This is a genomic window from Citrobacter sp. wls716, assembly GCF_005280975.1.
Taxonomy (GTDB): Bacteria; Pseudomonadota; Gammaproteobacteria; order Enterobacterales; family Enterobacteriaceae; genus Citrobacter; species Citrobacter youngae.
Genome location: NZ_SZWX01000021.1, coordinates 395,779 through 419,664, shown reverse-complemented (window position 1 = coordinate 419,664; position 23,886 = coordinate 395,779). Strand labels below are relative to the sequence as shown.

General features: G+C 53.2%; 22 protein-coding genes and 1 riboswitch. Of the genes, 10 read left to right on the top strand and 12 right to left on the bottom strand.

Annotation, left to right across the window (positions count from 1 at the left end):
- Nucleotides 1-94: 94 nt before the first annotated feature.
- Both ftsI and rlmA read left to right on the top strand, forming a co-directional pair.
- Nucleotides 95-1,840 carry a peptidoglycan glycosyltransferase FtsI gene (gene ftsI / locus FDX24_RS04665; RefSeq protein ID WP_101742622.1) on the top strand — a complete coding sequence of 582 codons (1,746 nt, stop codon included), beginning with the start codon at nucleotides 95-97 and terminating at the stop codon, nucleotides 1,838-1,840.
- 63 nt (nucleotides 1,841-1,903) lie between these two features.
- Nucleotides 1,904-2,713 (top strand): 23S rRNA (guanine(745)-N(1))-methyltransferase, encoded by an 810-nt coding sequence (rlmA, locus tag FDX24_RS04660; protein ID WP_137363885.1) that lies wholly within the window; start codon nucleotides 1,904-1,906, stop codon nucleotides 2,711-2,713.
- Here the strand turns inward: rlmA and mntP are convergent.
- The 5 genes from mntP to manX all read right to left on the bottom strand — a co-directional run bounded on the left by mntP (nucleotide 2,710) and on the right by manX (nucleotide 6,912).
- Nucleotides 2,710-3,276 carry a manganese efflux pump MntP gene (mntP, locus tag FDX24_RS04655; RefSeq protein ID WP_115602405.1) on the bottom strand — a complete coding sequence of 189 codons (567 nt, stop codon included), beginning with the start codon at nucleotides 3,274-3,276 and terminating at the stop codon, nucleotides 2,710-2,712. The two genes, rlmA and mntP, sit on opposite strands and share 4 nt — an antisense overlap.
- 6 nt (nucleotides 3,277-3,282) lie before the next feature.
- A riboswitch (yybP-ykoY riboswitch) is annotated at nucleotides 3,283-3,511 on the bottom strand.
- 196 nt (nucleotides 3,512-3,707) lie between these two features.
- Nucleotides 3,708-4,166 carry a DUF986 family protein gene (locus FDX24_RS04650; protein ID WP_005122172.1) on the bottom strand — a complete coding sequence of 153 codons (459 nt, stop codon included), beginning with the start codon at nucleotides 4,164-4,166 and terminating at the stop codon, nucleotides 3,708-3,710.
- Between the two features lie 60 nt (nucleotides 4,167-4,226).
- The gene (locus tag FDX24_RS04645; protein ID WP_003833769.1) at nucleotides 4,227-5,078 is read right to left on the bottom strand and encodes a PTS mannose transporter subunit IID; all 852 of its coding nucleotides are present in this window, start codon (nucleotides 5,076-5,078) and stop codon (nucleotides 4,227-4,229) included.
- Nucleotides 5,079-5,090: 12 nt separating this feature from the next.
- Nucleotides 5,091-5,891 carry a PTS mannose/fructose/sorbose transporter subunit IIC gene (locus FDX24_RS04640; RefSeq protein WP_003021004.1) on the bottom strand — a complete coding sequence of 267 codons (801 nt, stop codon included), beginning with the start codon at nucleotides 5,889-5,891 and terminating at the stop codon, nucleotides 5,091-5,093.
- 58 nt (nucleotides 5,892-5,949) lie between these two features.
- Nucleotides 5,950-6,912 carry a PTS mannose transporter subunit IIAB gene (gene manX, locus FDX24_RS04635; protein WP_005122176.1) on the bottom strand — a complete coding sequence of 321 codons (963 nt, stop codon included), beginning with the start codon at nucleotides 6,910-6,912 and terminating at the stop codon, nucleotides 5,950-5,952.
- Between the two features lie 264 nt (nucleotides 6,913-7,176).
- Here manX and FDX24_RS23815 point away from each other — a divergent pair, with 264 nt between their 5' ends.
- Both FDX24_RS23815 and yoaE read left to right on the top strand, forming a co-directional pair.
- Nucleotides 7,177-7,386 (top strand): hypothetical protein, encoded by a 210-nt coding sequence (locus FDX24_RS23815; RefSeq protein WP_071887353.1) that lies wholly within the window; start codon nucleotides 7,177-7,179, stop codon nucleotides 7,384-7,386.
- Nucleotides 7,374-8,933 carry a CNNM family cation transport protein YoaE gene (gene yoaE, locus FDX24_RS04630; RefSeq protein WP_048211405.1) on the top strand — a complete coding sequence of 520 codons (1,560 nt, stop codon included), beginning with the start codon at nucleotides 7,374-7,376 and terminating at the stop codon, nucleotides 8,931-8,933. Before FDX24_RS23815 ends, yoaE begins: the two co-directional genes overlap by 13 nt.
- 6 nt (nucleotides 8,934-8,939) lie before the next feature.
- On the opposite strand, the gene FDX24_RS04625 is transcribed toward yoaE, so the two are convergent.
- The 4 genes from FDX24_RS04625 to pabB form a co-directional block, all read right to left on the bottom strand.
- Nucleotides 8,940-10,541 (bottom strand): EAL domain-containing protein, encoded by a 1,602-nt coding sequence (locus FDX24_RS04625; RefSeq protein ID WP_137363884.1) that lies wholly within the window; start codon nucleotides 10,539-10,541, stop codon nucleotides 8,940-8,942.
- 130 nt (nucleotides 10,542-10,671) lie between these two features.
- On the bottom strand, nucleotides 10,672-12,036 hold the full coding sequence (gene sdaA / locus FDX24_RS04620) for an L-serine ammonia-lyase (RefSeq protein ID WP_048211407.1): 1,365 nt from the start codon (nucleotides 12,034-12,036) through the stop codon (nucleotides 10,672-10,674).
- 183 nt (nucleotides 12,037-12,219) lie between these two features.
- Complete coding sequence (locus tag FDX24_RS04615) at nucleotides 12,220-12,798, bottom strand: CoA pyrophosphatase (protein WP_048211408.1); 579 nt, start codon at nucleotides 12,796-12,798, stop codon at nucleotides 12,220-12,222.
- 3 nt (nucleotides 12,799-12,801) lie between these two features.
- On the bottom strand, nucleotides 12,802-14,163 hold the full coding sequence (gene pabB / locus FDX24_RS04610; RefSeq protein WP_161958609.1) for an aminodeoxychorismate synthase component 1: 1,362 nt from the start codon (nucleotides 14,161-14,163) through the stop codon (nucleotides 12,802-12,804).
- Between the two features lie 83 nt (nucleotides 14,164-14,246).
- Here pabB and FDX24_RS04605 point away from each other — a divergent pair, with 83 nt between their 5' ends.
- Nucleotides 14,247-14,426, top strand: a complete 180-nt coding sequence (locus FDX24_RS04605; RefSeq protein ID WP_003020986.1) for a YoaH family protein — start codon at nucleotides 14,247-14,249, stop codon at nucleotides 14,424-14,426.
- A 6-nt stretch (nucleotides 14,427-14,432) separates the two neighbouring features.
- Here FDX24_RS04605 and FDX24_RS04600 read toward each other — a convergent pair whose 3' ends face one another.
- Entirely contained in the window at nucleotides 14,433-14,777 is a 345-nt protein-coding gene (locus tag FDX24_RS04600) for a RidA family protein (protein WP_005122186.1), read from the bottom strand.
- Between the two features lie 141 nt (nucleotides 14,778-14,918).
- Here FDX24_RS04600 and FDX24_RS04595 point away from each other — a divergent pair, with 141 nt between their 5' ends.
- From FDX24_RS04595 to rnd, 5 genes are all read left to right on the top strand, one after another.
- The gene (locus FDX24_RS04595) at nucleotides 14,919-16,829 is read left to right on the top strand and encodes an ATP-dependent DNA helicase (RefSeq protein WP_115601890.1); all 1,911 of its coding nucleotides are present in this window, start codon (nucleotides 14,919-14,921) and stop codon (nucleotides 16,827-16,829) included.
- Between the two features lie 58 nt (nucleotides 16,830-16,887).
- Nucleotides 16,888-17,583: a tRNA (adenosine(37)-N6)-threonylcarbamoyltransferase complex dimerization subunit type 1 TsaB gene (tsaB, locus tag FDX24_RS04590; RefSeq protein ID WP_048211411.1), complete on the top strand. Its 696-nt coding sequence runs from the start codon at nucleotides 16,888-16,890 to the stop codon at nucleotides 17,581-17,583.
- 94 nt (nucleotides 17,584-17,677) lie between these two features.
- Entirely contained in the window at nucleotides 17,678-18,262 is a 585-nt protein-coding gene (locus FDX24_RS04585) for a Slp family lipoprotein (protein WP_048211412.1), read from the top strand.
- Nucleotides 18,263-18,466: 204 nt separating this feature from the next.
- Nucleotides 18,467-20,152 carry a long-chain-fatty-acid--CoA ligase FadD gene (gene fadD / locus FDX24_RS04580; RefSeq protein WP_005122193.1) on the top strand — a complete coding sequence of 562 codons (1,686 nt, stop codon included), beginning with the start codon at nucleotides 18,467-18,469 and terminating at the stop codon, nucleotides 20,150-20,152.
- An 84-nt stretch (nucleotides 20,153-20,236) separates the two neighbouring features.
- Nucleotides 20,237-21,352 carry a ribonuclease D gene (gene rnd, locus FDX24_RS04575; protein WP_048211413.1) on the top strand — a complete coding sequence of 372 codons (1,116 nt, stop codon included), beginning with the start codon at nucleotides 20,237-20,239 and terminating at the stop codon, nucleotides 21,350-21,352.
- Nucleotides 21,353-21,400: 48 nt separating this feature from the next.
- Here rnd and FDX24_RS04570 read toward each other — a convergent pair whose 3' ends face one another.
- Together FDX24_RS04570 and FDX24_RS04565 are read right to left on the bottom strand one after the other, a co-directional pair.
- On the bottom strand, nucleotides 21,401-22,366 hold the full coding sequence (locus FDX24_RS04570) for a PDR/VanB family oxidoreductase (protein ID WP_121584739.1): 966 nt from the start codon (nucleotides 22,364-22,366) through the stop codon (nucleotides 21,401-21,403).
- A gap of 59 nt (nucleotides 22,367-22,425) precedes the next feature.
- Nucleotides 22,426-23,874 carry an NAD-dependent succinate-semialdehyde dehydrogenase gene (locus FDX24_RS04565; protein WP_116359921.1) on the bottom strand — a complete coding sequence of 483 codons (1,449 nt, stop codon included), beginning with the start codon at nucleotides 23,872-23,874 and terminating at the stop codon, nucleotides 22,426-22,428.
- Nucleotides 23,875-23,886 lie beyond the last annotated feature (12 nt).

Here is a 23,886-nt window from a genome sequence, read left to right as displayed (position 1 = left end):
CAAAGGCGCGATGTTCGTAGCATTGTTTTTCCCGCTTTCTCCCGGCAATTCCCGTTAAATCAGTCACCTGAAAAACTATCTTGCTGGAGCCCCGGTGAAAAAGAAAAACGACGGCGATGCGCGCAATTTTACTCCCGTACGTTTTGCCCTGCTTTGTGTGGCAATACTGTTGAGTCTGGGATTGTTGCTTGGTCGGGTTGCGTGGTTACAAATTGTCACCCCAACGAGCCTGGTCAAGCAGGAGGATATGCGTTCGTTACGTGAAGTCACAATCGCCTCACCGCGTGGGATGATTACCGACAGAGAAGGACGTCCTCTCGCAGTAAGCGTGCCGGTGAATGCAGTTTGGGCCGATCCGAAGACGATTGTCAGCAAAGGTGGCGTTGGCTATAACGAACGCTGGCAGGCATTGGCGAAGACCCTGCATATTTCACTCAGCACGCTGGCTGAACGTGTTAACAGCAATCCAGCTGGCCGCTTTATTTATCTGGCGCGCCAGATCTCTCCTCAGCAGGCGCAGTGGGTCGATGATCTTAATCTCCCGGGGATTAATCTGCGCGAAGAATCCCGCCGTTTCTATCCCGCAGGTCATGTGGCGGCAAATCTTATCGGCTTTACAAACATTGATGGACAAGGTATTGAAGGCCTGGAGAAAAGTTTCAACAGCCAGTTGATGGGTAAACCCGGCTCTCGCCTTGTGCGCAAAGACAAGTTCGGGCATGTGATTGAAAATATCACGGAAGTGATGCCGGTCCCCGCGCACGAATTGCAGCTCAGTATTGATGAGCGCTTGCAGACGGTGACTGAAGATGCGCTGGATAATGCCGTAACATGGAATAAAGCGGAATCTGGAGCCGCGGTGCTGGTCAATATTGCCACCGGCGAAATCCTGTCGATGGCAAGCTTTCCCGACTTCAATCCCAATAACCGTGATGGCGCGGTGCTGGATGATTTTCGCAACCGTGCAATTAGCGACACCTTTGAACCCGGTTCAACCGTTAAACCGCTGGTGATCATGACTGCTCTGCAGCAAGGGATTGTGCAGCCTGATAGCGTCATTGATACCCATCCTTTTAATCTCGATGGACATCGCATCCGCGATGTCGGATTTTACCCGGAGCTATCGCTTACCGGTATTTTGCAGAAATCAAGCGATACCGGTGTGTCGCACCTTTCGCTGGCAATGCCGGTACAGAAACTGCTGGATACCTATAAACGCTTTGGTTTTGGCGACCCAACCGGGCTGGGGCTAACCGGAGAAAGTAGCGGTTTAATGCCTCAGCGACGTTACTGGAGCGATCTGGACCGGGCGACCTTTGCATTCGGTTACGGGTTAATGGTGACGCCGCTCCAGTTGGCGCATGTCTATGCCACCATCGGCAGTTTTGGTATTTACCGCCCCCTTTCTATTACGCGTATCGATCCGCCAGTGATAGGTACGCGGGTGATGCCGGAGGCGTTGGTGCATCAGGTTGAACATATGATGGAAAGCGTCGCGCTACCCGGCGGCGGTGGGACCAAGGCTGCGGTGAGGGATTACCGTGTTGCGGTGAAAACCGGGACGGCAAAGAAAATTGGTGATGACGGTAAATATGTCGATAAATACGTGGCTTATACGGCAGGGGTTGCGCCAGCGAGCGATCCAAAATTCGCGCTGGTCGTGGTGATTAATAACCCGCAAAACGGTGCTTACTATGGGGGAGCCGTCTCCGCGCCGGTCTTCAGCCAGATTATGGGCGATGTTCTGCGTCTGGAAAACGTCAAACCGGACGGCATGCCTGCTGACTCCGATCATCTGCTGGTGATGCACGGCAGCAGCGTATCCTCGCCGTCGCTGTAAGTTATTTTCCCAGGGCGCAATTCGCGTTACACTTGCGCCCTTAAGCCACCTGCCGGAGTTGTCATGTCGTTTTCCTGTCCTCTTTGCCACCAGCCTCTTACTCAAGCGAATAACAGTTTTGTCTGCCCGGAGCGACACCAGTTTGATGTGGCGAAAGAGGGATATGTTAACCTGATGCCTGTTCAGCATAAGCGGTCTCGCGATCCGGGTGACAGTGCGGAAATGATGCAGGCGCGCCGGGCATTTCTTGATGCTGGTCACTATCAGCCGCTACGCGATGCGATTGTGGATGCGCTCAAGCAGAGGCTGATTTCAGACGATGCGACGATCCTGGATATCGGCTGTGGGGAAGGGTACTACACTCACGCGTTTGCCGATGTGCTGGCGGGCTGTACAACCTTTGGTCTTGACGTCTCCAAAGTGGCAATTAAAGCCGCAGCCAGACGCTATCCGCAGGTGACCTTTTGCGTTGCCTCCAGCCATCGTCTGCCGTTCGCAGACGAGTCAATGGATGCCATCATCCGGATCTATGCGCCCTGTAAAGCGCAAGAGCTGGCTCGCGTGGTTAAACCGGGTGGATGGGTGATCACTGCCACGCCGGGACCGCGTCATTTAATGGAACTGAAAGGGCTGATTTATGATGAGGTGCGTTTGCATGCGCCCCATACTGAGCAACTGGACGGTTTTGTTCTGCAACAGAGTATTGCGCTGGGATATCAGATGCAGCTTCAGGGCAGCGAGGCCGTTGCGTTACTGCAAATGACGCCGTTCGCCTGGCGGGCAAAGCCGGAAGTGTGGGAAACGTTAGCGGGGAAAACGAAGTTTGACTGCCAGACTGACTTTAGTATTCATATCTGGCAGCGTCTGAATTAACCGTGGAAGTGTGCCCAGAGGATCTGGGCACCGATACCAATCAGCACCACCCCACCCAGAATTTCAGCTCGCTTGCCCAACATCGGGCCAATAAAACGACCGATCATCATGCCAAGCGTGGACATAATTAACGTGGCGCAGCCAATGGCCAGCGCAGTGGCAATAATGTTGACCTGCAGGAAGGCCAGACCCACCCCGACGGCCATCGCGTCGAGACTGGTCGCAATGGCAGTGGTGACCAGCAGCCAGAAACCGTGGCGGCGCTGCGGCTCTTCATCTTCATCATCGTTGTCACGAAAGCCTTCGATTATCATTCGGCCGCCTAAAAAGATCAGCAAAATGAAGGCGATCCAGTGGTTCCACTCCAGCACGAATTTGCTGGCAAGCATCCCCATTCCCCAGCCAATCAGTGGCGTAAGGGTCTCGACTGCGCCAAAGATAAGGCCGGTACGCAGAGCTTCAGAGAATTTAGGTTTATGTAAGGTGGCGCCTTTGCCAATTGATGCTGCGAAAGCATCCATCGACATGCCGAAAGCGAGAAGAACAGTTGCGGTGATATTCATAACAGCGTCCTGACCGGGGTATTCCATAAAACACATCACTGCCCCCAGTAACCATGCACACTGAGCGGACCCATTGTCTATACAGAGCCATTCAAATATGCATTGCAGTTGATGTGCCTATGGTCTCGCCTGACTAAACGTGATGTTCAGTCCGTACGTGCCACGTTTTTCAACGAGTATGTTGACACGTACATTTCCGGAGTCTGGAAATCGGCTACTCCCCAACGACGGGCGCAACCTTAACATATTTTTGGAATATAAAACAAGAAACGCAGAAATATTATTTGACTTCTAAATGAAAACAATTTTCATTTAGATTTATTTATAGATAAAACGTTAAATTAAATAACATATGGGCGGAGAAATATAGCCTTAGCTATGTTTGTTTTTCACTGAGATATAAAAAACATAGTTCGGGCTATATTTGTAACTTATTGGTTTGAAATGAGAAGTTTATATATCTTCTCCAGGTCGTCTATATTTCGTACGCGAATAAGCAATCGTCTTTGCTCTAATTGCATCACCAGCACACCGTCTTCTGATAAATTCATCTCTTTAATCCGGTCATATTCAATCCAGACATTGGCGAAGAAAAAACCTTTTTGTTTGAAAATAATTTTAGGCGTACGGATCCAGAACAGATACAACCCCATTAACACCAGTGCACATAATAACCATGTGGTAAATTGCGCGCCGTGGCTGGTGATGTTGTTGTAGATCAGAATAACAATCAAACCGATGAAGATAACGCTGTCGACTCGACTGCGTGGAAGCAGGGCAACAGTAAGTAGAGTGGGGCCATTACGGCGGGGCATGATGAACTGATCGTAAATGGCATACGCCAGCAGCGAAAAGATAAATAGAACCAGCACCAGGTCCGTGATAGTCATGAATCCTCAACCCTCTAAATAGAAAAACCGGGGGCAAGCCCCCGGTGATGTACAACAGTCTTACAGGCCGAGCAGGCCGACAGCGTAGCCCGCGATACCGATGACGAAAAAGCCAACGATGATCCACAGTGGGTTCACTTTCTTACGCAGAAGCCACATACAGGCGAAGGTCAGTAGCAGAGGAACCAGGCCCGGCATCAGCTGATCAAGGATTGTCTGCACAGTGGTCACGCGCGTTTGGCCATCCTGACCGGTGATGGTGGAGACCACCAGTGGGATATTCACGTGCGTCCACTTGTTAACCAAGGCCCCCATGACAAACAGGCCGAGGATTGACGCTCCCTCAGTCAGTTTCTGCAGGAAGCCGCCGCCCATATCTTTAACGATATCTACGCCTTTACGGTAGCCGTATGCCACGCCGTAGTAACGGGTTGCCAGACGTACCAGGTTGAACAGGATAAAGAACAGCAGTGGCCCAAGCAGGCTACCGCTCATCGCGATACCTGCACCCAGCGCGGCGAATACCGGGCGTACGGTACCCCAGAAAATCGGGTCGCCCACGCCTGCCAGCGGTCCCATCAGACCAACTTTGATACCGTTGATAGCACCATCGTCAATCTCTGCGCCATTCGCACGCTGTTCTTCCATTGCCAGTGTAACGCCCAGAACCGGTGCCGCTACATAGGGATGGGTGTTAAAGAATTCCAGGTGACGCTTGATAGCTTGCTTACGGGCGTCGTTGTTTTCCGGATACAAGCGGCGAATAGCCGGTACCATGGAGAAACAGAAGCCCAGCGCCTGCATACGTTCGAAGTTCCATGAACCCTGAAACAGGTTAGAACGAATGAACACGCCACGAATGTCACTCGGAGTGAGTTTTTTCTCGGTGGTAGTTTTAGTCATATCAACCATTTCGCTCACCTGCTAGTCCAGTTCGTTATCGAGATCGTTATTGCCAGCCGCCGCAGCAGGCGCACCGGCTACGCGGTTATATTTCGGGCTCAGCTGAATGTAGAGGATCGCCATTACTGCGCCAATCACACCCAGAGCAACCAGGTTGAAGTTAGTAAATGCCGCGGTGACGAAGCCGAGGTAGAAGAATGGCATCAGGTAGCCTGCGCGCATCATGTTGATGACCATCGCATAACCAACCACCACGATCATACCGCCTGCGATGTTCAGGCCGCCGGTCACGACTTCCGGAATGGCATTAAGCATGCTCTGAACTTCACTGGTACCGACAGAAATCGCTACGATTACCGCCGGGATAGCGATACGCATAGCCTGCAGGAACAGGGAGGAAACGTGCAGCCAGGAGAGCGCCGTCAGGTTGCCGTTTTCGGCCGCCTTATCCGCCGCGTGCTGGAATGCTACGGTGATGGTACGAACGATAATGGTCAGAACCTGGCCTGCTGCTGCCAGTGGTATCGCCAGCGCGATACCTGCACCGATACTTTGGTGACCCGCAATAACCAGAACGGTAGAGATAATGGAAGCCAGTGCAGCATCAGGCGCAACCGCAGCACCGATGTTCATCCAGCCCAGAGCGATCATTTCCAGGGTACCACCGATGATAATACCGGTTTTCATATCCCCGAGAACGGCACCAATCAGCGTACAGGCCACCAATGGACGGTGGAACTGAAATTCATCGAGTACCGACTCCATACCCGCGATACATGCGACGATGAACACCAGCACAATCTGAAGAGTGGTAATCTCCATTGTACTTCTCCTATTGCTATACAGACTTAAGTGTGAAAACTAAGTAAATGCCAGGTGGTTATTTCGCCTTGGCAATCAAATCCATCATTTTCAGTTTCTGATCGGTAGAAACCTTACGGGCTTCGAGCTCAATACCGCGTTCGTTGAGTTTCTTGAAGGCTTCGATGTCTTTTTCATCCACCGAAATCGCGTTGTTTACCTGCGTTTTCCCCTGGCGGAATGCCATGCCGCCAATGTTAACAGAGGTAATTTTTACGCCACCTTCAACGATGCGTTCTACATCGGTCGGGTTGGTGAACAGCAGCATTACACGTTCACCGGCGTATTTCGGGTTGTTATAGACGCGGATCATTTTCGCGACATCAACCACATGTGCGGTAACGCCTGGCGGTGCGACCTGAGTCAGCAACGTCTTACGCACGGTGTCAGCAGCAACTTCATCACTGACGACGATAATGCGCGTTACGTTGGTTTCTTTGGTCCAGCGAGTTGCCACCTGACCATGGATTAAACGGTCATCGATACGTGCGAGGCCGATCTGCATATAGTCGTTCGGGCCCATCGGTTTCGCGGGTGCCGCTGCCTTAGGTGCTGCGACGGGGGCAGGTGCGGCTTTTTCAACAGGTTTTGCTTTCAGCGCTTTTACGCCTTCGCTACCCGTTTCAACCGCCAGTGCGACTAATTCATCGAAGCTGGGGTTGTCGTCACGCGCCATGAAGGTTTCTACCAGCATGGGAATGTTCACGCCTGCGATAACTTCATAATGCTCTTTATCGACAACAATGCGGCTCGCAGCGTTAAACGGGCTGCCTCCCCATGTGTCAACGAGAAACAGCACGCCTTTACTGGTATCCAGTTTTGCCAACTGAGCGTTATACTTTTCAATCAGCGTTTCGGCATTTTCGCCTGGAACGAAATCGATCCAGCCGACGTTTTCCTGCTCGCCTAACAACATCTCTGCTGTTTTAAGTAACTGCTCTGCAGCCCAACCATGTGTGCCTATTACAATAGCAATGGTCACTTGCTACCTCCTTTATTATCGTTAACACATCAACGTGAAGATGCATTTTGAATCGCTCGTCCGCAATCGAATCGATTCAGATAAGGGTTACAAAGAAAAACCTATGATTTTCGTGAATTATTTTAGATATCGAAAAAAATATTTTATGTGATGAAGATCCGTAATTTAACTTCCGATCAGAAGAAATTTCGAAGGGTGAAATATCTCCGAAACAACTTATTGCAAAGGAAGGTAAATCTTTGCTAAAAACCGGTTGTCTCTGTTATGTTTAGCATCTGTTTAATTACTCAGGAGTATAGGGCAGTAGCCCACCATATGGATCGTCACCGACGTCATTTCACCTTTAGGCCGTATCAAGCCTGTCAGTTTGGCACTTTTTGCCACAAACTTTATCTGCATATTGCTTTAACGCCTGAGATGTTCAGGGCGCAGTTTGATCATTCCTTAAGCAGGAGCTTGTCATGGAACTCTTAATGGACCCGCAGATTTGGGTGGGTTTGCTCACGCTTGTTGTTCTCGAAATTGTTCTGGGTATCGATAACCTGGTCTTCATTGCAATTCTTGCCGATAAGCTGCCACCGAAACAGCGAGATAAAGCGCGCCTCATTGGTTTGTCACTGGCGCTGATTATGCGTCTGGGCTTGTTGTCCGTGATTTCGTGGATGGTGACGCTGACAAAACCGCTGTTTACGGTCATGGACTACGCGTTTTCCGGGCGAGATCTGATTATGCTGCTGGGGGGTATCTTCCTCTTGTTCAAGGCTACGACAGAGCTGCATGAGCGGCTGGAAAACCGTGAACATGATACCGGGCAGTCAAAAGGCTATGCGAGCTTCTGGGTCGTGGTGACGCAGATTGTTATCCTCGATGCGGTGTTCTCACTGGATGCGGTCATTACTGCAGTCGGTATGGTCAACCATCTGCCGGTGATGATGGCGGCGGTGGTTATTGCGATGGCGGTGATGCTGCTGGCATCGAAGCCGCTGACGCGATTTGTGAACCAACATCCGACGGTGGTGGTGCTGTGTCTGAGCTTCCTGCTGATGATCGGTTTGAGCCTGGTTGCCGAAGGGTTTGGCTTCCACATTCCGAAAGGCTATCTGTATGCGGCGATTGGCTTCTCAATTATCATCGAACTGTTTAACCAGATTGCCCGTCGTAACTTTATTCGCCACCAGTCGACTCTGCCGCTGCGTGCGCGGACTGCGGATGCAATCTTGCGTCTGATGGGGGGTAAACGTCAGGCCAGCGTGCAGATGGAATCCGACAATCCGGTTCCTGTTCCGGTCCCGGAAGGCGCGTTTGTGGAAGAAGAACGCTATATGATCAACGGTGTTCTCTCACTGGCATCCCGTTCATTACGCGGCATCATGACACCTCGTGGTGAAATTAGTTGGGTCGACGCCGATCTGAGCGTAGCGGAAATTCGCGAACAGTTGCTTTCTTCTCCACACAGCCTGTTCCCGGTGTGTCGCGGTGAACTTGATGAAATTATCGGTATCGTGCGTGCTAAAGAGCTGCTGGTGGCGCTGGAAGACGGTGTGGATGTTGCAGCGATTGCGTCTGCCTCGCCGGCAATTGTCGTCCCGGAAACGCTCGACCCGATTAATCTGCTAGGCGTGCTGCGTCGTGCCCGCGGTAGCTTTGTCATCGTCACTAACGAATTTGGTGTGGTGCAGGGGCTGGTAACACCGCTGGACGTATTAGAAGCGATCGCAGGTGAATTCCCGGATGCCGACGAAACCCCTGAAATCATTGCTGACGCCGGTGGCTGGTTGGTGAAAGGGGGAACCGATCTGCACGCGCTGCAACAGGCGCTGGACGTGGATACGCTGGTGGATGAGGACGAAGACATCGCTACCGTAGCAGGGCTGGTGATTGCGGCTAACGGTCACATCCCGCGTGTAGGTGATGTTATTGAGGTTGCACCGCTGAGCATTACGATTGTCGAAGCTAATGACTATCGTGTGGATTTAGTTCGCATTGTTAAAGAACAACCCGCTCACGACGAAGACGAGTAAACGGGGTTAGCGAAATGGCATAATGGGCATGATATGGTGCCCGTTATGCCTGGCGGGTGGCGGCGTGCTGCCCGCCAGCCATTTGGGAAAATCACGAAGCGGCATCGGCTTGGCATACAAAAAACCCTGCAAGATATGTACGCCATGACGGCGTAAATGCTGCGCCTGTGCCTGCGTTTCTACGCCTTCAGCCACCAGTTCGATATTCAGCCTTTTTCCCAGCGCGATAATGATGTCTGTGACGGTTGAATTCACGGCGTCGGTTCCGATCGCCGAAGTAAATGATTTATCAATTTTCAGCACATCCGGGCGCAATTTTTCCAGCCAGGAAAGCGAGCTGTTTCCGGTACCAAAATCGTCAATCGCCAGCTTAACGCCGAGGCGATTCAACTCGCGGACGATCCGATAATCCACATCCAGTAAGGCATCGCGTTCGGTCAGTTCTATAACAAGTTGCTGGATGGGATGCTGGCTGAACCAGTACTGATTAAGGTCTTTTAACAGCGTACCGTGGCGGAAATGGCTGGCGGCAACATTGATACCGATATGAAACTGGCTACTCATCGGAAAAACGTGTCGTTGCTGAATGGTTTCTGCGATGACATGACGGGTAAGAGGGACAATCAGGTTGTGCTCTTCGGCGATAGGAATAAACACTTCCGGCGAAATCCAGCCCTGACGTGGGTTGTTCCAGCGCAACAGAATTTCTACACCCATACATTGCTGGGTCTGCGCGTTCAGCAGTGGCTGACAAAACAACTCGAACTCGTGTGCCGCGAGAGCCAGATTAATCTCCCAGGAAAAACTCATTCTGCTGGCGGTTGCCAGCCAGGCAAGGTATCCCACCAACAGGCTCAGGATCACCGCCAGCGGCAGTTGTGTCGGCAGATGTTTTATCGCCAATTCACTGGCGCCAGGGCCGGTGACGCTGATCGTGAAGGGAAAATGTTGCGATGAAAGCTGATAACGTTTTTCATCGTTCAGTGCAGGCAAGGTCTCGACAACACCTTGTCCGTAGAGCAGGTGGCGGTTGCCGACGGTTAAACTGGCGTTGGTGATTTGCGGTGGCTGGGGTTCCAGCAGCATGGTCGATAATAAATCAATATTGACGATTTCCAGCACCCCATTTTCGCCATCCGCGGAGGCCGGATACCACTGCGTCAGAATGGGACTACCTTTAATCAGCGAATGGTCGGTGGACAACAGCAGTTGCGCCTCCTGGCTCGGTAATTCAGGTTGAATTTGGCGGATAGGCACATTGCGATAGCCAAAGATACTGGAGCAATAAAGAATCCCCCCCTGAATCAGACTGATAGAGCGCACTGTTTGTAGCCTGGCAGCATGCTTGCTCAAAGGTAAACGCGCCACAGAGCAGGGAAGACCAATCAACGGGAGCAGTATATCGCGCCCGGCCTGCAGTGGGAGCAGCACATCATCCAGTGCCTCTACGGCATGATTAGCAAAGGTGACGGTGTAACGGTGATTTATATTACGCTCCGAAATAAATCGGACCGTTAATGTGAGGATGAGCGTCAGTAGTGCACATATTGTGCAGACGATTAAGCGATTACGGCGATAGTTTTGAATGATCCGTTGTGCTGTTTGCATGCGGGCCGCCCGATAAGCCGTTGGTCACAGAAGCCAACAGCAACAGAGCAAGTGTAGTGGGGAAAATTACAGTAGACGAGCGAGAAGGGGCAAATTCGCCCATCCGTCGCAGATGGGCGAAAATTAAGTATTAGTCACATTGAACTTTGATTGCCAAACCACCGCGTGACGTTTCGCGGTATTTGGCGTTCATGTCTTTACCTGTTTCGTACATGGTCTCAATGACTTTATCCAGCGAGACGCGTGGCGCGCTGGTGCGGCGCATCGCCATACGTGCGGCGTTAATCGCCTTCACGGACGCAATAGCGTTACGTTCGATGCACGGAACCTGCACCTGTCCGGCAACCGGATCGCAGGTTAAGCCCAGGTTGTGCTCCATACCGATCTCGGCAGCAACACACACTTGCTCAGGGCTCGCGCCCAGTAGCTCAGCCAGACCTGCAGCAGCCATGGAACATGCCACACCGACTTCACCCTGACAGCCTACTTCGGCGCCAGAGATAGAGGCGTTCATCTTGTACAACGCACCAATTGCCCCCGCCGCCAGGAAATAACGGGTGTAGATATCCGGGCTGACGGACTCGATGAAATGATCGTAATAGGCCAGTACTGCAGGCACGATCCCGCAGGCACCGTTGGTTGGCGCGGTTACAACGCGACCACCCGCGGCGTTTTCTTCGTTAACCGCCAGCGCGAACATGTTCACCCAGTCGATCACGTTCATCGGATCGTTGGAGAGCTTGTCGCTGGAAACCAGCATACGACGCAGGGCGGAGGCACGGCGAGGAACGCGCAGCGGACCCGGCAGCACGCCTTCGGTGTTCATCCCACGATCGATACAAGCCTGCATGGTCTGCCAGACGTTGCCAAAGTACTCTTCAATCTCTTTTTTACTGTGCAGCGCAAGTTCGTTCTGCATCACCATGCCAGAGAGAGACAAACCGGTGCTGTTGCAGTATTCCAGCATTTCAGTGGCGGATTTGAACGGATAAGGTACGCTGACCTCATTCGTTGCATCCTGACCAAAATGTTCTTCATCAACGATGAACCCACCGCCAATGGAATAGTACGTTTTGCTGTAAATGACGGTTTCGCCATTGTACGCATGGATCTGCATCCCGTTTTCATGCAGCGGCAGGTTGCCGTTGTGAAAACGCATGCCGTCATTCTGCGGGAAATCCACTTCGTGCTGCCCCTGCGCAAGCAGCAGGCGGCCACGCGTTTCTACGTCGCGGATAAATCCGGGGATGCTGTCAATATCCACGGTAGCAGGCTCATTGCCCGCCAGACCCATAATAATGGCGATATCGGTGTGGTGACCTTTACCCGTGAGCGACAGTGAACCATACACGTCGACGGCGACACGAGTAACGCTGTCCAGTAATCCTTTTTCGACCAGGTCATCGACGAACTGTTTACCCGCCTTCATAGGCCCTACGGTATGGGAAGATGAGGGACCAATCCCCACCTTAAACATGTCGAATAGACTAATCACGATAATACTCCTACAGGGCGACTGGGCTTTCCAGTAACGATGTTATAACTGCGCATAGTGTAAGAGGGAACGCGGCGATCGGCTTAACTATTCACATGAATTAAACTAATAGATAACCGCGGTTTTACTAATGTTGTGACCTGAGTTTCAAGTTGTCTATGGCGTGCGTAAAGATAAGTATAGTCAGGGCTTGACGCCAATTTGCAGCGCCAGCTCACGAATTATTCCGGCGGTCATTCCCCAGACGAAATAGTGCTCATACCAGGAAAGCCATACACGATGTGAATCACCGCGACGGTAGATATCCAAAGGATGATAGCGACCTAAATGCAGGGCCTGCGCCAGCGGCATTTCGAACACTGCAGACACTTCATCCTCACTGGCGCGATACGGTAAATTTGGCGGGATAATACCTACCACTGGCGTGACCTGAAATCCGGTAACGCTGTCGACCGGTGGCAGCACGCCAATCACCTCAACGCAAGAAGGTGGGATCGCCACTTCTTCCTGCGCTTCGCGAAGGGCGGCGGCAATCAATGAAGCATCGCTGCTGTCCACCGCGCCGCCGGGAAAGGCGACCTGTCCGGCGTGCTTGCGCAGATGAACGGATCGCTGGGTTAACAGCAATCCCGGCTGCGCACGGCGTACGACAGGGATCAGTACGGCGGCCTGGCGCTGGTTTAACGCGGCATGATTGACCTGCGGGCGCAGGAGTTGGAAGCGCGATAAAAAATCATCAAGCGTCAGGCTGCTGTATTCCACGTGTCAGTTCTCCAGTTGGTGCAAAATACGATTCACTTTATCAAACGTTTCCTGATACTCCGCGTCTTCCTGACTGTCTGCAACAATGCCACCGCCAGCGGAGCAATAAATTTGTCCGTTTGTGGCTGTCAGTGTGCGAATGGTGATGCTGGTATCCATATTGCCGCAAAAGCTCAGATAACCAATGCTGCCGCACCAGGCGTTGCGTCTTTGCGGCTCCAGTTCGTCGATAATTTCCATCGCCCGCACTTTTGGCGCGCCGGTGATGGAGCCACCAGGGAAGGCGGCACGCAGCAGATCGGCGGCGTGTAATGACTCTGGCAGACGTGCGGTAATGGTGCTGACCAAATGATGAACGGCAGGGAACGGTTCAACCACAAACAGCTCCGGAACCTTTACCGAACCCGGTACAGCAACGCGGCCAATATCGTTACGCATCAAATCGACGATCATCAGGTTTTCCGCCCGATCCTTTGGCGAATTTGCCAGCTTGTCGGCTTGCTGGCGATCGGCATCAGGATCGTCCAGTCTGGGTAGCGTACCTTTGATGGGGCGTGTCTGGATATGCTGATCTTCCAGTTGAATAAAGCGTTCCGGTGACAGACTGAGGATTGCGCCGTCTTCCAGGCGTATAAACGCACTGAATGGCGCGCGGTTAGCGCGATTGAGCTGCACAAACGCTTGCCATTCATCTCCCTGATATTGCGCCTGAAAACGTTGGGCCAGGTTGACCTGATAGCAGTCGCCGCTGTGCAAATAGTGCTGCACCTGACGAAATTTTTCGCCGTATTGCTCACGGCTCATATTCGAGTGCCATGCCGACGTTAATGTAAATGGCTCGCGTACCGGCGGCAGTTGATTTTCGAGCCACGCCAGACGGGCATGCACATCGCTATGGCTAAGCAGTGATACAGTCTGTAGCTGGTGATCGACAATCAACGCCCAGTCATAGATACCGACGCCCATATCCGGCAGGGCGATATCGCGTTCGGCAATATTTGGCAGCGATTCAAAGCGGCGGCCCAGATCGTAGCCAAACAAACCCAGTGCGCCGCCCTGGAACGGGAGGTCGGGATGATAATCAGGCTGAATAGCCTGAGCGGTTAGCGTTGAATATAATACTTTCATCGGGTCATCAAGCGTGCGCAAAATGCCTTGCCTGTCCTTGACCATAGTCTCCTGTGCACGCGTAACCAGGGTCGCTACAGGGTCGGCGACCAGAATATCAAAACGGTTATGCGGATGATCGGCATGACCTGAATGCAACAGCATCGCCCAGGGCAGATGGCTTAAGGTCGAAAAATAGCGTTCAGCGGCGTCCTGACACCAGGGCAATGTGATTACTGCGGGAGATAACGTCTTCATCAGTCCTGACTCGTTGCTACTCTACTGGCTAACTGCCCGGTAGCATGAAATAATTAGCGCAGACAATTTAGCAGGAGTTAACAATGTTTGCAGGTTTACCTTCACTCAGTCATGAGCAGCAGCAAAAAGCAGTAGAGCGGATTCAGGAACTGATGTCGCAGGGGATGAGCAGCGGACAGGCGATTGCTCTGGTTGCTGAAGAGCTACGCGCCAGCCATACCGGTGAACGGATCGTGGCGCGTTTTGAAGATGAAGACGAGTAGCGCCGCTTAAACCGCAGCGATAATCTTGATCTCGACTTTGTATTTCGGGTTCATCAATCCGGCCTGAACGGTACAACGTACTGGCGCGTGACCGGCAACGACCCACGCATCCCAGGCTTTGTTCATGGCGGCAAAATCACTTTTGTCCGCCAGAAAAAGGGTGGCATCAAGGATTCGTGACTTGTCGCTACCCTGTTTTTCCAGCACCGCATCAATTTGCGCCAGCGTATTTGCCGTTTGCTCAAAAGCGTCTGCATCCAGATTTTCCGGCACGCCGGTGTAATACAGCGTGTTGTTGTGGATAACCACGTCAGACCAACGAGCTTCAGCATCAATGCGCACAATCGTCATAAATCATTCCTTATTTACATTTTTCTTCATGGGCTTCAGATTGCGCCAAGACTGCCATAATGTTGCGCCCGCGTCACCTCTTCAACTGGCGAAAGACCCGCTGGCCTGACATAATCCCTGTTCAAATGAACAGGGGGCAGTGTGACGGACGATTTTGCAGCAGACGGTCAATTGGCTAAAGCGATACCGGGTTTTAAACCGCGTGAACCACAGCGACAGATGGCGATTGCTGTCAGTCATGCCATTGAAAAATCACAACCGCTTGTTGTAGAAGCCGGCACTGGCACAGGTAAAACGTACGCTTACCTCGCCCCAGCGCTTCGCGCTGGAAAGAAAGTGATTGTGTCGACGGGATCGAAAGCGTTGCAGGATCAGCTCTACAGTCGCGATCTTCCCACCGTTGCCAAAGCACTGAAATTCACCGGTAAGCTGGCGTTGCTAAAAGGGCGCTCCAACTACCTGTGTCTGGAACGCCTCGAACAGCAGGCGCTGGCGGGTGGTGATCTACCGGTACAAACGTTAAGCGATGTCATACTGCTGCGCTCATGGTCAAATCAAACGCTTGATGGCGACATCAGCACCTGCGTCAGCGTGGCGGAAGACTCTCAGGCCTGGCCGCTGGTAACCAGCACAAACGATAATTGCCTTGGCAGCGACTGCCCGCTGTATAAAGAGTGCTTTGTCGTTAAAGCGCGCAAGAAGGCGATGGAAGCGGATGTCGTCGTGGTGAACCATCATCTGTTTCTCGCTGATATGGTGGTGAAAGAGAGTGGATTTGGTGAATTAATCCCCGAGGCAGACGTGATGATCTTCGATGAAGCCCATCAGCTACCGGATATCGCCAGCCAGTACTTTGGTCAATCGCTTTCCAGTCGCCAACTGCTGGATCTGGCAAAAGACATCACCATTGCCTATCGCACCGAGCTGAAAGACACCCAGCAGTTGCAAAAATGCGCGGACCGGCTGGCGCAAAGCGCGCAGGACTTTCGCCTACAGCTCGGCGAGCCCGGCTATCGTGGAAACCTACGAGAGTTGTTGGCTGACCAACGTGTGCAGCGCGCGTTTTTGCTGCTCGATGACACACTTGAGCTCTGTTATGACGTGGCGAAGCTGTCTCTCGGCCGTTCTGCCTTGCTGGATGCTGCGTTTGAACGTGCCACGCTTTACCGTGCGCGCCTGAAGCGTCTGAAAGAGATCAACCAGCCAGGCTTCAGCTACTGGTATGAATGCACCTCCCGCCATTTTACGCTCGCGCTGACGCCGCTCACTGTGGCGGATAAATTCAAAGAAGTGATGGAACAAAAGCCGGGCTGCTGGATTTTTACCTCCGCGACGCTGTCGGTAAACGATGACCTCCATCATTTCACCGCGCGGCTGGGTATTGACGATGCCGAGTCGATGCTACTGCCGAGTCCATTTGATTACACCCGTCAGGCGCTGCTGTGCGTGCCGCGTAATCTCCCGCAAACCAACCAGCCGGGGGCTGCGCGGCAGTTGGCTTCCATGCTGCGTCCCATTATCGAAGCGAACAACGGTCGCTGCTTTATGCTGTGCACTTCGCACGCGATGATGCGCGATCTGGCGGAACAATTCCGCGCCACCATGACGCTTCCCGTTCTGTTGCAGGGCGAAACCAGTAAAGGGCAACTGTTACAGCAGTTTGTCAGCGCAGGTAATGCGCTACTGGTTGCCACCAGCAGCTTCTGGGAAGGCGTGGACGTGCGCGGTGATACGCTGTCGCTGGTCATTATCGACAAACTGCCGTTTACCTCGCCGGATGACCCGCTGTTAAAAGCGCGAATGGAGGACTGCCGCCTGCGCGGCGGCGATCCGTTTGAAGACGTCCAGTTGCCGGATGCGGTTATCACGCTGAAACAGGGGGTAGGGCGACTGATCCGTGATGCTGACGACCGCGGTGTGCTGGTGATTTGTGATAACCGTCTGGTGATGCGGCCTTATGGCGCGACCTTCCTGGCAAGCCTTCCGCCTGCGCCACGCACGCGTGATATTGCGCGTGCTGTTCGCTTTCTTGCTATACCATCGGCTGAGTAATTTGTTACGGAGTGTGGTAAGATGCGCGCCAAATTTATTGATCTGATCACAAATACCCATGCGAATTCTGGCTATCGATACCGCCACAGAGGCGTGCTCTGTTGCCCTGTGGAATGACGGTACTATCAAGGCTCACTTCGAGCTTTGCCCACGAGAACATACCCAACGAATTTTACCGATGGTCGAGGAAATCCTGGCCGCTGGCGATCTCACGTTAACCGACATTGACGCCCTGGCATTTGGGCGCGGTCCCGGTAGTTTTACCGGCGTACGTATTGGGATTGGCATTGCCCAGGGGCTGGCGTTAGGCGCGAATTTACCGATGATCGGCGTCTCCACCCTGGCGACCATGGCGCAGGGCGCCTGGCGTAAGTCGGGCGCGACTCGCGTACTGGCGGCGATTGACGCGCGAATGGGCGAAGTCTACTGGGCTGAATACCAGCGTGATGAAGATGGCATCTGGCACGGCGAAGAGACAGAAGCGGTGTTAACGCCGGAGCAGGTACACGATCGCCTGCTGCAGCTTTCTGGCGACTGGGTAACCGTTGGCACGGGCTGGCCAGCCTGGCCTGAACTCGGCAAAGATAGTGGTCTGATGCTGAACGATGGCGACGTATTGCTTCCTGCGGCAGAAGATATGCTGCCTGTCGCCACGCAAATGCTGGCTGCCGGTAAGACCGTGGCGGTTGAACATGCTGAACCGGTTTATTTACGTAACACCGTGGCGTGGAAGAAACTTCCCGGTAAAGAATGAATCTTAGTAGTACATCCCTGGTAAATTCGCACTGATGTCAATACACAGCATCGCGAACATGTCCGGGCAGAGGCTAAGAAAAGGGAGTCGCAATATGGTGGTGCAAAAGCAGTTATTGAAAGGTGTACTGGCAGGCGTATTGGCGTTATCGCTAAGTGGCTGTGTCACCATCCCGGATGCGATTAAAGGTTCGAGCCCGACACCGCAGCAGGATCTGGTGCGGGTGATGAATGCGCCGCAGTTGTACGTCGGACAAGAAGCACGTTTTGGCGGTAAGGTGGTGGATATTCAAAACCAGCAGGGGAAATCCCGACTGGAGATCGCCACTATGCCGCTCGATAGCGGGGCACGACCGATTCTGGGCGAAGCGTCACGCGGGCGAATTTATGCCGATGTTAACGGTTTCCTCGACCCGGTAGATTTTCGTGGTCAACTGGTCACCGTCGTCGGACCCATTAGCGGAACTGTGGACGGAAAAATTGGTAGTACACCGTATAAGTTCATGCTGATGCAGGTAACCGGTTATAAACGCTGGCATATTACTCAGCAAATTGTGATGCCTCCGCAGCCGATTGACCCCTGGTTCTACGGTGCGCGTGGCTGGCCTTACGGTGGCTACGGCGGATGGGGATGGTACAATCCCGGTCCCGCGCAGGTTCAGACGATAGTAACAGAGTAACTCTTTGTTTTAATGATAAAAGAAACAGCGGCTCGTCCGCTGTTTCTGCATTAACGTGGATATAAGAAAAATAAATAGTGACGTGCTTCGCAACCTTGTCGTTGTGTAATAAACAAACTGGTACGCTGAGTTAATATTATGTTAACAGTTTGTTTATTGTCTGGGGTTGTGATGACGACGAATACGCATTTTAGAGGTGATGTATTGAAAAAGGTTTGGCTTAACCGTTATCCCGCTGGTGTTCCCGCGGAGATCAATCCTGACCGTTATCAATCCCTGGTGGAACTCTTTGAACACTCAGTAAGACGGTATGCCGATCAACCCGCGTTTATGAACATGGGGGAGGTGATGACCTTCCGCAAACTCGAAGAGCGCAGTCGGGCATTCGCGGCTTATTTGCAACAAGGACTTGGACTGAAAAAGGGCGATCGCGTGGCACTGATGATGCCCAACCTGTTGCAATATCCCGTTGCACTGTTTGGGATTTTACGTGCTGGCATGATAGTTGTGAACGTGAACCCGCTGTACACGCCTCGCGAGCTGGAACATCAGCTCAACGATAGCGGTGCATCGGCGATCGTCATCGTCTCTAACTTTGCTCACACGCTGGAGAAAGTGGTCGATAAGACCTCAGTTCAACACGTGATCCTGACGCGTATGGGCGATCAGTTGTCCACCGCCAAAGGGACGCTGGTTAACTTCGTCGTGAAATATATCAAGCGTCTGGTGCCGAAATATCACCTGCCGGATGCCATCTCGTTTCGCAGTGCGCTGCAAAACGGCTACCGCATGCAGTATGTGAAGCCGGAAGTCGTGTCAGAAGATTTGGCTTTCCTGCAGTATACCGGTGGTACCACCGGTGTGGCGAAAGGCGCAATGCTCACGCACCGTAACATGCTGGCTAACCTGGAGCAGGTTAATGCCACCTATGGTCCGTTGCTGCATCCGGGCAAAGAGTTGGTGGTAACAGCTCTACCGCTGTATCACATTTTTGCGCTGACGATGAACTGCCTGCTGTTTATTGAGCTGGGCGGTCAAAATCTGCTGATTACCAACCCGCGCGATATTCCCGGACTGGTAAAAGAGCTGGCGAAATATCCGTTCACCGCGATGACCGGCGTCAACACGCTGTTTAACGCGCTGCTGAATAACAAAGAGTTCCAGCAACTGGACTTCTCGTCACTGCACCTTTCTGCAGGCGGCGGGATGCCGGTTCAACAGGCGGTAGCGGAACGTTGGGTGAAGCTGACGGGGCAGTATCTGCTGGAAGGCTATGGCCTGACGGAGTGCGCTCCGCTGGTGAGCGTCAACCCTCACGATATCGACTACCATAGCGGCAGTATCGGGTTACCGGTTCCGTCTACCGAGGTCAAACTGGTGGATGATGACGACAACGAAGTGCCACCGGGAGAACCGGGCGAACTGTGCGTGAAAGGTCCGCAGGTGATGCTGGGGTACTGGCAGCGACCAGACGCCACAGACGAAATCGTCAAAGACGGCTGGCTGCACACCGGCGATATTGCGGTGATGGATGATGAAGGCTTCCTGCGTATTGTTGATCGTAAGAAAGATATGATCCTGGTCTCCGGCTTTAACGTCTATCCGAACGAAATTGAAGACGTGGTGATGCAACATCCAGGTGTGCAGGAAGTGGCTGCCGTTGGCGTTCCATCAGGCAGCAGCGGTGAAGCGGTGAAAATTTTTGTGGTGAAGAAAGACGCCTCGTTAACCGATGAAGCGCTGGTTACTTTCTGCCGTCGTCACCTGACGGGCTATAAAGTACCGAAGCTGGTGGAATTCCGTGATGAGTTGCCGAAATCTAACGTCGGTAAAATTTTGCGACGAGAATTACGTGACGAAGCGCGCGGCAAAGTGGACAATAAAGGCTGAGCGTTAAGACAGCCAGCAGAAAGCGCCGGATAATCCGGCGTTTTTTTTGGCGAAAACCTAAGAGAGCACGATTTGAATTATCAAATGATCACCACGGACGACGCGTTGGCCACGCTGTGCGAAGCCGTTCGTGAATTTCCGGCGATAGCCCTGGATACCGAATTTGTTCGCACGCGTACCTACTACCCGCAGTTGGGACTGATCCAGCTGTTTGATGGCAAACACGTTGCTCTGATTGACCCGCAGGGGATCACCGACTGGTCGCCGCTGCGCGATATCCTGCGTAACACTGCGATCACCAAATTCCTGCATGCCGGAAGTGAAGACCTCGAAGTGTTTCTCAACACGTTTGGTGAGCTCCCGCAACCACTGATCGATACACAGATTCTGGCCGCCTTTTGTGGGCGCCCACTGTCGTGGGGCTTTGCTGCGATGGTGGAAGAGTTCACCGGGGTGGTGCTGGATAAAAGTGAATCACGTACCGACTGGCTGGCCAGACCGCTGACTGAGCGGCAGTGCGAGTATGCGGCGGCAGATGTCTGGTATTTATTACCGATCACCACAAAACTGATGGCAGAAACCGATGCATCCGGCTGGCTGCCCGCTGCGCTGGACGAATGTCGTTTGATGCAACAGCGTCGTCAGGAAATTCTGGCACCCGAAGATGCGTGGCGAGAAATTACCAATGCCTGGCAGTTGCGTACCCGTCAGCTCGCCTGTCTGCAACTGCTTGCCGACTGGCGGTTGCGCAAAGCGCGTGAGCGCGATCTGGCGGTAAACTTCGTGGTGCGTGAAGAGCATCTGTGGGCGGTGGCCCGTTATATGCCGGGCAGTCTGGGCGAGCTGGATAGTCTGGGACTTTCCGGGAGCGAAATTCGCTTCCACGGCAAGACGCTGATCTCCCTGGTAGAAAAGGCACAGGCCTTACCGGAAGAGTCGCTGCCGCAACCGTTGCTGAATCTGATGGATATGCCGGGTTATCGCAAGGCATTCAAAGCCATTAAAGCCCTGGTGGCCGATGTGAGTGCGGAGCAGAATCTTAGCGTGGAACTCCTTGCTTCGCGTCGTCAAATCAACCAACTGCTCAACTGGCACTGGAAATTAAAGCCGCAGGCGTCCCTGCCGGAGCTGATTTCCGGTTGGCGTGGTGAACTGATGGCCGACCGCCTCAAGACGCTGCTGCTGGACTATCCACAGTAAGCGAGCAGGCCGACCGGGGAGTCCATCGCTTATCCGGTCGGTTAAATTCTACAAATCAAGCACCAGGCGTTTGCCTTTGGCACGTGAACAGCAAATAAGCATGCTCTGCTGGCTGGCTTTTTCGTCGTCGCTAAAGTATTGATCGCGGTGATCCGCTTCCCCTTCAAGAATCGTCGTCTCACAGGTACCGCACACGCCTTCACGGCACAGGCACTCGACTCTGGCAGCTTTGTTATTTTCGATAACCTGCAGAATCGTCATCTCTTGCGGAACGACAAACTCACGTCCGGAACGTGCCAGCACGAGGGTGAAAGCATCACCGCTTTTATCTTCTACCGCAAATTGCTCGAAATGCAGCGTATTGTTATCCAGACCGTGGCGGGCGGCCTCGCTTCTTACGGCATCGTTAAGCACGGCCGGGCCGCAGGTATAAATATGGGTGCCGGGTTCTACATCGGCAAGCAGACGTGCCAGGTCGAGGCGTGTGCCTTCACTCGAAAGGTGCAGATGAATGCGATCGGCCTGGCGGTGCTGTTTCAGTTCATCATGAAACGCGCAGTTTTCAGGGCTGGGTGAACAGTAATGTAGCTGCCACTGTGCCTGGGCGCTTTCGAGTTCCGGGATCTGCGACAGGAAGGGCGTAATACCGATGCCGCCAGCGATTAACAAATGCTTTTGCGCCTGCGGTTCGAGGGCGAAAAGATTATTGGGCGTGGAAATCGTCAGCGTATCGCCGGGTTTGACCTGCTGATGCAGGTATCGTGAGCCGCCTTTGGAATTCTCCTCCAGGCGCACAGCGATTTGCCAGGTGCGGGTATCCAACGGCGAGCTCATCAGCGAGTACGCGTTGCTATAGAGATTTTCGCCATCGCGCATCTGCACGATGATATGGCTGCCGCCCTGGAACGCAGGCAACGGATCGCCTGAGGCAGCCGTTAAGGTGAAGCGCTTTACATGCGCGGTAATCGTTTCAATCTGACTGACCTGAACTTCTCGCATTTGATATTCAGACATTGCGGCACTCCCTAAAAATTCTGTCCGGCGCGGGTTACCCGGCGCGCCGGAATCTGTCGTTACAGCCCCTGGCAGAGATATTTCATCTCCAGGTAATCTTCGATACCGTGTTCAGAACCTTCTCGCCCCAGCCCTGATTGCTTCACACCACCGAAAGGGGCGACTTCATTCGAGATCAGTCCGGTATTAATACCGACCATGCCATACTCCAGTTGCTCTGAAACACGCCAGATGCGTGCGGCATCATTGCTGTAGAAGTAGGATGCCAGTCCATAAATGGTGTCATTTGCCTGGCGGATCGCATCCTGTTCATCTTCAAACTTCACCAGCGCGGCGACCGGTCCGAATATCTCTTCCTGGAGCAACTGCGTGCCCGGCTGCACGTTGCCGATGACGGTGGGCGTAAAATAGTTCCCTCCCAGAGCATGGCGTTGACCCCCGGTTAACAGCGTGGCGCCCCGCGTCAGCGCGTCATCAAGAAGCGACTGCACTTTGTCGACGGCGGCGGTATTGATCAGCGGACCGGTTTGTACGCCGGGTTGCTCACCGTTGCCGACTTTCAGAGCGGCGACCCGGGCCACGAATTTCTCGCAAAACGCGTCATAAACAGCCTGATGAATGTAAAAACGGTTCACGCAAACACAGGTCTGTCCGGCATTGCGGAATTTAGCCACCAGCGCACCTTCAACGGCTTTGTCGAGATCCGCGTCCTCAAATACGATAAACGGCGCGTTGCCGCCCAGCTCCAGTGAGACCTTTTTGATAGAATCGGAACACTGGCGCATCAGTACGCGCCCTACCTCGGTAGAGCCGGTAAACGACAGTTTGCGTACGCGATCGTCTGCGGTGAACAATGCTCCAATTTCGCGGGACTTTCCGGTCACGACATTGATAACACCCGCCGGAATACCGGCCTGACGTGCAAGTTCTGCCAGCGCCAGAGCGGTAAACGGTGTTTCGTTGGCCGGTTTTACTACCATCGTACAACCTGCAGCCAGCGCGGGACCGGCTTTGCGGGTGATCATTGCCGCAGGGAAGTTCCATGGTGTTATTGCCGCGCAGACACCGATACCCTGACGGATAACCATCAACCGTTTATCCGCCGCAGGCGAGGGGATAATCTCGCCATTAGTACGTTTAGCCTGCTCGGCAAACCACTCAATAAACGACGCGGCATAGACAATCTCTCCTTCCGCCTCAGCCAGCGGTTTGCCCTGCTCGGCGGTCATGATTTGCGCCAGCGCCGTTTTGTTGTCGAGAATTAAATGATGCCAGGCTTTAAGCAACGTGGAACGTTGGGCTGCGGTCATTGCCCGCCAGGCAGGAAGCGCCTGAGAGGCGGCATCAATGGCGCGTTGCGCCTCTGACGTTCCCATGTTGGGAATTTGTCCCAGAACGGCCCCTGTTGCCGGGTTGCTGACCGACAACGTGTTACTGTCATCGGCATCACACCACAGTCCGGCGATAAACGCCTGCTGGCGAAAAAGTGAAGTCTGAAAAACGGTCATGACTAACTCCTT

Coding starts and splice junctions, on each gene's coding strand:
- FDX24_RS04565 (WP_116359921.1), bottom strand. CDS start 23,874: ATGACCGTTTTTCAGACTTCACTTTTTCGCCAGCAGGCGTTTATCGCC.
- FDX24_RS04605 (WP_003020986.1), top strand. CDS start 14,247: ATGTTTGCAGGTTTACCTTCACTCAGTCATGAGCAGCAGCAAAAAGCA.
- FDX24_RS04650 (WP_005122172.1), bottom strand. CDS start 4,166: ATGACTATCACGGACCTGGTGCTGGTTCTATTTATCTTTTCGCTGCTG.
- FDX24_RS04640 (WP_003021004.1), bottom strand. CDS start 5,891: ATGGAGATTACCACTCTTCAGATTGTGCTGGTGTTCATCGTCGCATGT.
- yoaE (WP_048211405.1), top strand. CDS start 7,374: ATGGAACTCTTAATGGACCCGCAGATTTGGGTGGGTTTGCTCACGCTT.
- FDX24_RS04585 (WP_048211412.1), top strand. CDS start 17,678: ATGGTGGTGCAAAAGCAGTTATTGAAAGGTGTACTGGCAGGCGTATTG.
- pabB (WP_161958609.1), bottom strand. CDS start 14,163: ATGAAGACGTTATCTCCCGCAGTAATCACATTGCCCTGGTGTCAGGAC.
- FDX24_RS04570 (WP_121584739.1), bottom strand. CDS start 22,366: ATGTCTGAATATCAAATGCGAGAAGTTCAGGTCAGTCAGATTGAAACG.
- mntP (WP_115602405.1), bottom strand. CDS start 3,276: ATGAATATCACCGCAACTGTTCTTCTCGCTTTCGGCATGTCGATGGAT.
- tsaB (WP_048211411.1), top strand. CDS start 16,888: ATGCGAATTCTGGCTATCGATACCGCCACAGAGGCGTGCTCTGTTGCC.
- rlmA (WP_137363885.1), top strand. CDS start 1,904: ATGTCGTTTTCCTGTCCTCTTTGCCACCAGCCTCTTACTCAAGCGAAT.
- FDX24_RS04600 (WP_005122186.1), bottom strand. CDS start 14,777: ATGACGATTGTGCGCATTGATGCTGAAGCTCGTTGGTCTGACGTGGTT.
- FDX24_RS04625 (WP_137363884.1), bottom strand. CDS start 10,541: ATGCAAACAGCACAACGGATCATTCAAAACTATCGCCGTAATCGCTTA.
- FDX24_RS04645 (WP_003833769.1), bottom strand. CDS start 5,078: ATGGTTGATATGACTAAAACTACCACCGAGAAAAAACTCACTCCGAGT.
- FDX24_RS23815 (WP_071887353.1), top strand. CDS start 7,177: ATGTTTAGCATCTGTTTAATTACTCAGGAGTATAGGGCAGTAGCCCAC.
- rnd (WP_048211413.1), top strand. CDS start 20,237: ATGATCACCACGGACGACGCGTTGGCCACGCTGTGCGAAGCCGTTCGT.